The following is a 9777-nucleotide window of genomic DNA, read 5'->3' on the forward strand; positions in this document are numbered from 1 at the left end:
CTTCATAGCGAGGGCGAATAATATTGACCTTGACCAAATCTGGAAGGCCATCTTGGTCGCTATCAATCCGACTTTCCACATAGACCACCTCACGAATCACATTATGGCAGTTAAAGGTAGCTAGACTTTTTCCGTTGAAAAAGTGGTAGCGATTGTCTTCAGGAATCAAGCCATCGCTGACCAACTGCTCAATTAGTAAATTCCCTTTGACTGTTCGAGTATTGAGGAGGTGGTAGAGGTTTTCTACCAAGTTTCCATACTCAATCGGAAATTGGACTTCTTTCAAGAAGCTATCCGTATCTTCAAAATCAATAAAATAGCGGAAACCGAGTAATTGGAGGGCTACTGTGTAAAAAATGTTCGGAGACCATTCGCAGTCAGATTGGATATACGTTAAAAAGTCTGTTTTAGAATCCACCACTAGGTTAGAGAGGGGATAATCTGTATCTTTATAGGTGAAGTAAACCTTGCGGACAAACCATTCAAACAGTTCTTTTTCTGGGAGGTGGGTGGGAAGGTCAAACCCAATTTCTTTTAGTTCCTTAAGAATGTCTTTTTGGTCAACAGATAGATAGCTATATTGATTGTATTTCATAGACTGCTCCTTTTATCAGTTTCTTTGTTCTTTACTTTTTATATTATACTTGATAAAATAGTATTTGTCTAAAGACCTTTCGTCTATAAGGAGAAGGAATATTGAAAAAAATATCTTTTGAACAAGTTGCAAGAAGACGGACCTTATTGTTTGGGGTTCTTGCCGTCATTTTTGGGATTCTCATTTTTCGAAACGGCGTTGGTTTCACCAAATTTTCCTTGGATCTATTAGCCATTTACTTTTTAGTTGATGGACTAGGAAGCTTTCTTCTTCGCTTTTTGTTACGTAGCAAGTCTATTTCCTATAGCCACTCTATTTGGTTTATTTTTCTTTCACTTGCGTTGATCTGGTTGAATCGACTGAGTAGTCTGCCCGTAAACTTAGTTGTGATTTGTTTAGGGGCATATCAGTTGGGGAGTGCCATTGTCTATGGGATCACATTTTGGCTTTATAAGGCCAATCGGGTAAAAGGAGGCTGGTTCTATTTATGGGATGCGCTTTTAAACGGTGGGCTTGGTCTAGCAACTGTCTTGGAACCTGGTTCAGATGGGCACTTCCAATTTATCCTCTTGGGGGCTTATCTGGTCTTGTTGGGGATTTCTAATATTCGAGATGGTATTTTATTTGACAAAGACCAACAAGGCCAAGAGTTAAAACGTCGCTTTCGTATTAGCCTACCGGTTATCTTTGCAGCCTTTATCCCTGCTAAGGAGTTAAAACGGTTTAACCAGTTTCTTCAAAAAGGGAGCTCGGCGGGACACACAGGCCCTTATCGATTGGTGAAAAAAGAAGAAGAGGCAAGGGAATTAGAAATTTTGGTTCATACTTCTGACAGCAACTTATTTGGAGCGATTGGGCATGTAGATATTTGTTATCAGGGGAAGGTCATTTCTTACGGAAGTTACGATCCCTTTTCAGAGCGTCTATTTGGGACGATTGGGGATGGCGTACTGTTTAAAGTGGATAAGGAACCATACATCGAACTATGTAAAAAAGAGAGTCAAAAGACGCTGTTTGGCTACAGCCTATCCCTTACCGAAGAAGAGAATCAGGCAGTAGAGAAGCGTCTAGCTGAAATTGATCAGTTGTTAGAACCTTGGGATCCACCTAGGAGGTTACTGGAAGACGGTCAGCCGACCTACGCTTACAAATTGAAATATGATTTAGGGGCTGAGCTATATAAATTTACTTCTTCGCGTTTTAAATCTTACTTTGTTCTGTCTACTAATTGCTGCCTGTTAGCAGATTCCATTGTGGGACAGGCGGGAACGGCTGTATTAGATGTGCGTGGAGTGATTGCACCAGGGACCTATCAGGATTACTTAGAATACGAATTTGAAGCTCCAAACGGGCGGGTCCATACACGAACAGTATATTAAGTAAAGAAAGACAGATTCAAAATTTTGAGAAATCTGTCTTTTTTGCACAAGATTTCTTGTAAAAAAAAAGAAAATCTTTTAAAATATAAAAGACTTGGAGGAATTATGTGCATAAATAAGATTAGTAGTATTTCACCCGTATTAAAAACAAACAATCGAAATGTCAATCAAGAATTTTTTGAAAAGGTCTTAGGAATGAAAACCCTGTTGGAAGATGGGGCTTTATTATCCCTTGGAGATCAATCGAAGACAGACCGCCTCTATTTAGAGGAATCCCCTAGTATGAGAACCCGTAAGGTTGAGGGACCAAAACGCTTGGCTTGCTTAAAGATTCGCGTGACCAACCCGCAAGAAATTGAGTGGCTTCTGGCTCGTGGTCATCAAGTTGATCGCCTCTTCAGAGGGGAAAATGGCTATGCCTTTGAAGCTCTTTCGCCAGAAGGAGATCGTATCTTGCTCCATGCGGAAGAGCAAGTGGACAGTTTAACTGAAATTGAGGAAGTTCCAGATTTTCAAGCGAATGAAGAGTTTACAACCTTGACGGAGTTTTTCGTAGAAAAGATAGTTCTTCGTGTACCTAATGTAGAGACTTCTACAGCTTTCTATCAACAACTACCTGGCTTAGAAGAGTATTTAGACTTAGAAGCATCAGATGGTCCGGACCTCACACTAGCTAATGGACAGACTTGGGACCTTTGTCAGGTCAAGGTCATTCTAGAGCCATTTGTAGCAAGTGAAGTGGCCTCTTGCTTTGGAGATCAGGTGACTTTTGTACCAAAAAGGCAACAATTTGTCTTGGTTGAGGATCCAAGCAAGATTGAATGGTGGTTCGAAGCCTAAGCAAGTCTTTGGCTGATTGAAATGAGTGAAGAAAAATGGAAAAAATCATCCAAAAAATTCAAGAGCAAATAGGAGCAGGCATCTACCCAGGTGCCTCTCTTGCGCTCTATCAGAAAGGAAGCTGGCAGGAGTATTACTTGGGACTAGCTGATCCAGACAAGCAAGAGCCAGTTATTCCTGGCTTGACCTATGATTTAGCCAGTGTGAGTAAGGTCGTCGGAGTTGGAACGGTTCTTGCTTTTCTGGTCCGACAAGGGCAAATTGATATCGATCGTCCCTTAGCTTCTCACTATCCGGATATGGAGCAGGCAGAGGTGACCATCCGTCAGCTTTTAACCCATACTTCTGGGCTGGATCCTTTCATCCCTAGACGAGATGACTTGGATGCTGAGGGCTTAAAAGAAGCCCTGCACCGTTTGAAGCTCAAGGACAATCGCCAGTTCCACTATACAGATGTCAATTTTCTTTTGTTGGGCTTTCTTCTGGAGAAGTGGTATGGTCAGGATTTGGCCCAGATTTTTCAGGAGCAAGTCTTTGCACCTTGGCAAATGAAGGAGACTACTTTTGGCCCGGTTTCTCAAGCGGTGCCAACCCTTCGTGGCGTTCCAGCTGGTGTCGTCCATGATCCGAAAGCGCGTGTACTGGGAGTCCATGCCGGAAGTGCAGGTCTGTTTTCGACCATTAGAGATATGGAAATTTTCCTGGAGCATTACTTACAGGATCCTTTTGCAGAGATTTTATCGCAGAACTATGCCTTGGAAGAAGGGAAGGCGCGCTCTCTGGCCTGGAACCTGGAAGGAGACTGGTTGGACCATACAGGCTATACGGGGACCTTCCTTCTCTATAATCGCAAGCTCCAATTGGCAGCTATTTTCCTATCCAATCGGACCTATGAAAAAGATGAGCGGGCCCAATGGATCCTGGATCGGAATCAACTCATGGAGCTCATCAAAAGAGGAATGGAAGGAACCGGAAAAAATCCTTCCTAAGACGGAGAAAGAAGCGTGGTTTAGCCATCGCTTTTTTTCTTTTTTTATATTAAAATGGAAGGAGAGAAGATTGTATCAAGCAATCTATAGCAGAAAAGAATGAAGATAACTGAGAGACGTATGACTAGATCGATAGGTGTCGGCCAGGCACATAGCAAGATTATTTTAATAGGAGAACATGCGGTCGTTTATGGCTATCCAGCTATTGCCTTGCCCCTCCTTCACATTCAGGTCACTTGTCAGATTGTACCTGCGGAGCGTCCGTGGGTCCTTTTTGAGAATGATAGCTTATCGATGGCGGTCTACGCTTCCTTAGAGTATTTGGGGATTGAGGAGGCGGCCATTACTTGCCAGATTGACTCCATGATTCCGGCCCAGCGGGGGATGGGGTCCTCGGCTGCTGTCAGTATTGCGGCGATTCGAGCAGTTTTTGATTACTTCAAGCGAGATTTGAGTCAAGAAACCTTGGAAATCTTAGTTAATCGAGCAGAAATGATTGCACATATGAATCCAAGTGGGCTGGATGCCAAGACCTGCCTCAGTGATCAGCCGATTAAGTTCATTCGCAACGTCGGTTTTAGTGAGTTAGAAGTTGATTTGGGTGCCAAGCTAGTCATTGCTGATACAGGTATCCATGGCCATACCAAAGAAGCCATTCAGAAAGTCAAGGAGTTGGGAGCAGCGGCCCTTGCTAGTTTCCATGAAATTGGACTTCTAACTGAGTACGCAGAAAAAGCTCTTGCTCAAAAAGATGCTTTCACCTTGGGACGCATCTTAACAGACTGCCATCATCATTTGCAAGCAGTGGGAGTGAGTTGTCCAGAAGCGGATCAATTGGTGGAACTAGCCTTAGGGAGTGGAGCCTTGGGAGCCAAGATGAGCGGTGGCGGGCTCGGTGGCTGTATCATTGCCCTTGCTGCAGACCAGGAACATGCAGAGATGATCGCAAAAGAACTAAGAAATAAAGGAGTGGAGGAGTTATGGATCGAAAGCCTGTAAGCGTGAAATCGTATGCCAATATCGCCATTATTAAGTATTGGGGCAAGGAAAACAGTGAAGCAATGGTGCCATCAACTAGTTCCATTTCCTTGACCTTGGAAAATATGTATACGGAGACTCGACTTAGTCCTTTGGGACCTGAAGCCAAGTCCCATGCCTTCTTTATTGATGGGGTCTTCCAGAATGAAGCGGAGCAGGCCAAGATTGGAGCAGTCATCGACCGTTTTAAACCAGAAGGAGAGACAGGCTTTGTGCGGGTTGATACAAGCAACAATATGCCGACAGCTGCAGGACTTTCTTCTAGTTCCAGTGGTTTATCTGCATTGGTAAAAGCCTGCAATTGCTATTACCAACTGGGAATGACGCAGGCAGAACAAGCTCAAGCGGCTAAGTTTGCCTCCGGTTCGTCTTCTCGTTCCTTCTTTGGCCCCTTAGCTGCTTGGGACAAGGATACTGGGGAAATTTACCAGGTGGAAACGGACCTCAAACTGGCTATGATCATGCTAGTGTTAAACGACCAACAAAAAATTCTTTCTAGTCGGGAAGGGATGAAACGGTGCACGGAAACCTCTACCAATTTCCAAGAATGGATCCGCCAGTCAGCCCGGGATTACCAAGATATGCTGGGTTACCTGAAGGACAATGATTTTGAAAAAGTAGGGGAATTGACCGAACGGAATGCTCTTCTCATGCATTCTACAACCAAGACTGCAAGTCCAGCCTTTTCCTATTTGACGGATAAGAGCTACGAGGCCATGGAGTTCGTGCGCTCTCTTCGTGAAGAAGGGAAACGTTGCTACTTCACCATGGATGCAGGTCCGAATGTGAAGGTTCTCTGTCTAGAAGAGGATCTGGACCAATTGGTTCCACTTTTTGAACAAGACTACCGTATCATTGTCTCCAAGACCAAGGATTTATCCCATGAAGATTAAGAAAGAAGTTCGTGCAGGTGGGAAGCTGTATGTCGCTGGGGAATATTCTATCTTAACTCCTGGACAAACAGCCATCATTCAGTTTATCCCTATTTACATGCAGGCAGAAATCCAACCAGCATCTACTTATCGGATTCAGTCGGACATGTTTCCTTTTGCGGTTGATTTGACTCCGAATACGGACTATGCATTGATCCAAGAAACCGTGCATCTGATGAACGCCTACCTCCAGTCACAAGGAGTAGCGATTTCTCCCTTTGATTTACGTATTGGGGGGAAATTTGAGCGAGAGGGTAAGAAATTCGGAATTGGCTCTAGTGGCAGTGTGGTCTTGTTGACCCTCAAAGCCATGGCAGCTCTTTATGATTTCCCCCTGCCTGCAGACTTGCTCTTTCGTTTGGCCTGTTTGGTCTTGATTCAGCGTGGTGACAATGGGTCAATGGGAGACCTAGCTTGTATTGCCTATGAAGGCTTGGTTAGCTACCGCTCTTTTGACAGACGGGCGCTGGCTGATCAATTACAAGATCAGGATCTGGACCAGGTCTTAGCCCTTGATTGGGGATATGAAATCCGGCCTCTTTCCCCTCAGTTGTCCTATACTTTTTTAGTGGGTTGGACCCAAGAACCTGCTATTTCAAGGGACTTGATTAACCAGGTTCGTTCAGCTATTGATCCTGTCTTCTTAGAGGGGACGGAGCAGGCTGTACAAGACCTCTTAGTGGCCTTTCAAGAAGCAGACAGAGACTTAGCCTGGTCCTCTATCGGTCGGGCTAGTGACTTACTTCTATCTCTTAATGAGGTAATTTATACCAAAAAACTAGCCCAATTAAAGAGGGCAGAAGAGGGGTTAAAGGTCATTGCAAAATCCAGTGGCGCTGGAGGAGGAGATTGTGGAATCGCCCTCGCATTTGAGGAGGCTGCTGCCCAAGAAATCGTCAGACGCTGGCAAGAAGCAGGGATTGATTTATTATATTCAGAAAGGATGGGAGAGTATGACGACCAACCGAAAGGATGAACATATTCGTTTGGCCTTGGAACAAACTCCGGGTTACAATAGCTTTGATGAGGTTGAGTTGATTCATTCCTCTTTACCAACTATCGATTTAGATGAGGTGGACTTGACAACTCATTTTGCGGGTCGTGATTGGGACTACCCTTTTTATATCAATGCCATGACAGGTGGCAGTGCCAAGGGGGGAGAAATCAATCGGAAGTTGGCCCAGGTGGCAGAAGCCTGTGGTATTCTCTTTGTGACAGGTTCTTATAGTGCAGCTTTGAAGGATCCTCAGGATAGCTCCTATCGAGTCAAGGACCTTCATCCGGACCTACTCTTTGCGACCAATATCGGGATTGACAAACCGCTTGAATTGGGCATACAGACGATTGAAGAGACCCAGCCCCTCTTTCTCCAACTCCATGTCAACCTCATGCAGGAGCTTCTCATGCCCGAAGGGGAACGAAGCTTTAGAAACTGGCAAGGCCATTTAGCAGGTTATGCAAAGCAACTTCCAGTGCCCTTGGTGCTAAAAGAGGTCGGTTTTGGTATGGATGCCGGAACTATCCAAAGAGCTATCGAACTAGGTGTCAGGACAGTTGATATTTCTGGTAGAGGTGGGACCAGTTTTGCCTATATCGAAAACCGTCGGGGAGGCAATCGCTCCTATCTCAATGACTGGGGACAAACAACGGTCCAAGCCCTACTTGGGGCTCAACCACTGATGGATCAGGTCGAGGTTCTCGCCTCTGGTGGCGTTCGTCATCCCTTGGATATGATCAAGGCACTGGTTCTAGGAGCCAAGGGGGTCGGTCTTTCTCGGACCATTTTAGAATTGGTAGAGACAAAGCCGATTGACGAGGCCATCGCCCAAGTCAATGCTTGGAAAGAGGATTTACGCCTGATTATGTGTGCCCTTTCTTGTCAGACAATTGCCGATTTAAGAAAGGTTCCCTATATTCTTTACGGACGAGTAAAAGAAGGACACGAACAAATCTCTTCCATCCATGATTAACTTGAAGAAACTAGCAAAAATCCCTCCGTTTACACGGAAGGATTTTTTACTTACTTTGACGAATTTCCTCTAAAACAGCTTGGGCTTTTTCCAGGTTAAAGGGTTTGTCCTCTAGCAATGCTTGCACCACCGGAGCCACCTCTGACGGAGTAGCTCCAGCAAGTAGGGCGAGTGACTTAGCCTGGAGTTTCATATGCCCATGTTGAATACCGGTGCTGACCAAGGCCTTAAGCGCTGCAAAGTTTTGAGCTAGGCCAACGGATACAATAATCCGTGCAAGAGTCTGGGCGTCAGGATTTCCAAGTAGTTCATGAGCCACTTGAACACTTGGATTGAGTCCGATGGAGCCTCCCTTGGTAGCGATAGGCATGGGAAGGGTCAGCTGACCTTCTAGGACTTGCTGTTCTGGATGATCCATCCAGTTAGATAGTCCTAGAGCTTGTCCGGATCGACTGGCATAGGTATGGCCACCTGCTTCAATCGCCCGCCAGTCATTTCCAGTTGCTAAGACGACAGCATCGATGCCATTGAAAATTCCCTTGTTGTGAGTCGCTGCTCGATAAGGATCAACAGCCGCTAATTGACTGGCCAGAGCTATTTTCTGAGCAATTTCGGCAGCTTCCTTGGGATCACGACTGAGAAAGCGGTAGTCTATGTGACACCTTGCAGTGACGAGGGCATCTGTTGCTAGGTTGGACAAAATAGCCATTAAGCCTTGGCCCCCGGATAACTCTTCTAAAGGGTCGACCAGAGCTTCCAACATGGTGTTGAGCATGTTAGCCCCCATGGCTTCTTTTGGATCAACGGATAGGTAGCAAATGAGAAAGTCACCTTTCACCTCTGTCCAGAGATCTCGTGCCCCACCTCCCCGTTTAACGATGGAAGGATAGGCTTGATTGGCCAGTTGGAGCAGTTCTTCTTTAGCTTCTGTAATCGCCTGACTGGCCTTTTCTTTATTGCTGACATCATAGAGAGCCACTTGCCCAATCATTTGACGCTTGTGAACCTGGGTCTGAAACCCACCTGAACGCTTGATCAACCCTGCAGCATAAGAAGCAGCAGCAATGACAGAGGGTTCTTCCGTCACCATTGGGACCTGAATTTCCTGATCATCTATCTGGAAGCCAGGAGCTATACCAAAGGGCAAGGCTAAGGTGCCGAGGACATTTTCGACCATTTCATTGGCAAGAGAAAGGGGCAATGTGTCATTGTCCCTTACTGTTTGTAGTCCTTCTTCTGAAAGGAGTCCGGCCTGAGCCAGTTTCTCGATACGCTCTGCTGGACTTGCTTTTGAAAAACCAGTTAATTTAACCATGGTGTTCTACCTTTACATAGGTTCGTTGGTGTTCGTTGATTTCTGATAAGGCAAAGGTTTGATCTTGGTAACCTTGGAAGGTTTGATTGCCTTCAGCATCTAATTGTGCCTCTTCGAAGAAGATCTTCTCATATTCGGCAATCGTAAGAGCTTTTCGCTGATCCAATTCTGCCATACGATTTGGATGGAGCATTTGCTCATATCCTTCGACTAAGTGAGCACTAAAAATCTCAGCGACTGCGCCACTTCCATATCCATAGAGGGCGATCCGGTCGCCAGCAACCAGTTGAGGTTGGTTTTCTAGGAGAGAAAGCAAACCTAGGAAGAGGGAACCCGTATAGATATTCCCAACCTTTTGGCTGTAGAGAATGGACTGTTCAAAATTGTATTGCAATTGGGCTTGTTTCTCAGGAGAAAGACTCTTATCAAGAATCTTTTTTAAGCCCTTAAGAGCAAGCTTGGGATAAGGTAGGTGGAAGCAGACCGCATCAAAATCATTCAATGTAAGACCAGTCCGTTTTTGATACTCTGTCCAAGTTGTTTTCAAGCAATCCAAGTACTGTTGGGTCGAATAAATCCCATTGACAAAGGGTGTGCTGGAGTAGTTGGGACGCCAGAAATCCATGACATCACGGGTCTGAGCTACATTATCATCGTTGAATGCTAGAATACGTGGATTCTGCGTCACCAACATAGCGACAGATCCAGCTCCTTGAGTC

Annotated in this window: 9 protein-coding genes and 1 pseudogene; 7 read left to right on the forward strand and 3 right to left on the reverse strand. The window is 45.2% G+C overall.

The features are described 5' to 3' along the window. Nucleotides 1-595, reverse strand: a pseudogene (locus ABT997_RS09690) (Xaa-Pro dipeptidyl-peptidase); the annotation flags it as partial. 101 nt (nucleotides 596-696) lie between these two features. On the opposite strand from ABT997_RS09690, the gene ABT997_RS09695 reads away from it, so the two are divergent. The 7 genes from ABT997_RS09695 to fni all read left to right on the forward strand — a co-directional run bounded on the left by ABT997_RS09695 (nucleotide 697) and on the right by fni (nucleotide 7743). After that, nucleotides 697-1974, forward strand: a complete 1278-nt coding sequence (locus ABT997_RS09695) for a DUF308 domain-containing protein (RefSeq protein WP_031576319.1) — start codon at nucleotides 697-699, stop codon at nucleotides 1972-1974. A gap of 105 nt (nucleotides 1975-2079) precedes the next feature. After that, nucleotides 2080-2814 carry a CppA N-terminal domain-containing protein gene (locus ABT997_RS09700; protein ID WP_023024457.1) on the forward strand — a complete coding sequence of 245 codons (735 nt, stop codon included), beginning with the start codon at nucleotides 2080-2082 and terminating at the stop codon, nucleotides 2812-2814. Between the two features lie 35 nt (nucleotides 2815-2849). Beyond that, the gene (locus ABT997_RS09705; RefSeq protein WP_350019252.1) at nucleotides 2850-3803 is read left to right on the forward strand and encodes a serine hydrolase domain-containing protein; all 954 of its coding nucleotides are present in this window, start codon (nucleotides 2850-2852) and stop codon (nucleotides 3801-3803) included. Between the two features lie 120 nt (nucleotides 3804-3923). Next, nucleotides 3924-4802: a mevalonate kinase gene (gene mvk, locus ABT997_RS09710; RefSeq protein WP_006597106.1), complete on the forward strand. Its 879-nt coding sequence runs from the start codon at nucleotides 3924-3926 to the stop codon at nucleotides 4800-4802. Continuing rightward, complete coding sequence (gene mvaD / locus ABT997_RS09715) at nucleotides 4784-5734, forward strand: diphosphomevalonate decarboxylase (RefSeq protein WP_350019253.1); 951 nt, start codon at nucleotides 4784-4786, stop codon at nucleotides 5732-5734. Before mvk ends, mvaD begins: the two co-directional genes overlap by 19 nt. Continuing rightward, nucleotides 5724-6749, forward strand: coding sequence for a phosphomevalonate kinase (locus ABT997_RS09720; RefSeq protein WP_023027282.1), 1026 nt, complete (start codon nucleotides 5724-5726; stop codon nucleotides 6747-6749). The genes mvaD and ABT997_RS09720 overlap by 11 nt, the downstream gene beginning before the upstream one ends. Beyond that, a complete protein-coding gene (gene fni / locus ABT997_RS09725) occupies nucleotides 6727-7743 on the forward strand; it encodes a type 2 isopentenyl-diphosphate Delta-isomerase (RefSeq protein WP_125334966.1) in 1017 nt (338 codons plus the stop codon). The genes ABT997_RS09720 and fni overlap by 23 nt, the downstream gene beginning before the upstream one ends. A gap of 46 nt (nucleotides 7744-7789) precedes the next feature. Here fni and ABT997_RS09730 read toward each other — a convergent pair whose 3' ends face one another. After that, nucleotides 7790-9058, reverse strand: coding sequence for a hydroxymethylglutaryl-CoA reductase, degradative (locus tag ABT997_RS09730; RefSeq protein ID WP_125334964.1), 1269 nt, complete (start codon nucleotides 9056-9058; stop codon nucleotides 7790-7792). Beyond that, nucleotides 9051-9777, reverse strand: a 727-nt coding sequence (locus ABT997_RS09735; RefSeq protein ID WP_350019254.1) for a hydroxymethylglutaryl-CoA synthase, incomplete at its 5' end; no start/stop codon positions are given. The genes ABT997_RS09730 and ABT997_RS09735, both read right to left, overlap by 8 nt.

The sequence above is a fragment of the Streptococcus australis genome, from assembly GCF_040226615.1.
Classification (GTDB): Bacteria; Bacillota; Bacilli; order Lactobacillales; family Streptococcaceae; genus Streptococcus; species Streptococcus australis_E.

Excerpts from the sequence above, each read along its gene's own strand:
- mvaD (WP_350019253.1), top strand. The coding sequence starts at position 4,784 with ATGGATCGAAAGCCTGTAAGCGTGAAATCGTATGCCAATATCGCCATT.
- mvk (WP_006597106.1), top strand. The coding sequence starts at position 3,924 with ATGACTAGATCGATAGGTGTCGGCCAGGCACATAGCAAGATTATTTTA.
- ABT997_RS09705 (WP_350019252.1), top strand. The coding sequence starts at position 2,850 with ATGGAAAAAATCATCCAAAAAATTCAAGAGCAAATAGGAGCAGGCATC.
- fni (WP_125334966.1), top strand. The coding sequence starts at position 6,727 with ATGACGACCAACCGAAAGGATGAACATATTCGTTTGGCCTTGGAACAA.
- ABT997_RS09730 (WP_125334964.1), bottom strand. The coding sequence starts at position 9,058 with ATGGTTAAATTAACTGGTTTTTCAAAAGCAAGTCCAGCAGAGCGTATC.
- ABT997_RS09700 (WP_023024457.1), top strand. The coding sequence starts at position 2,080 with ATGTGCATAAATAAGATTAGTAGTATTTCACCCGTATTAAAAACAAAC.
- ABT997_RS09720 (WP_023027282.1), top strand. The coding sequence starts at position 5,724 with ATGAAGATTAAGAAAGAAGTTCGTGCAGGTGGGAAGCTGTATGTCGCT.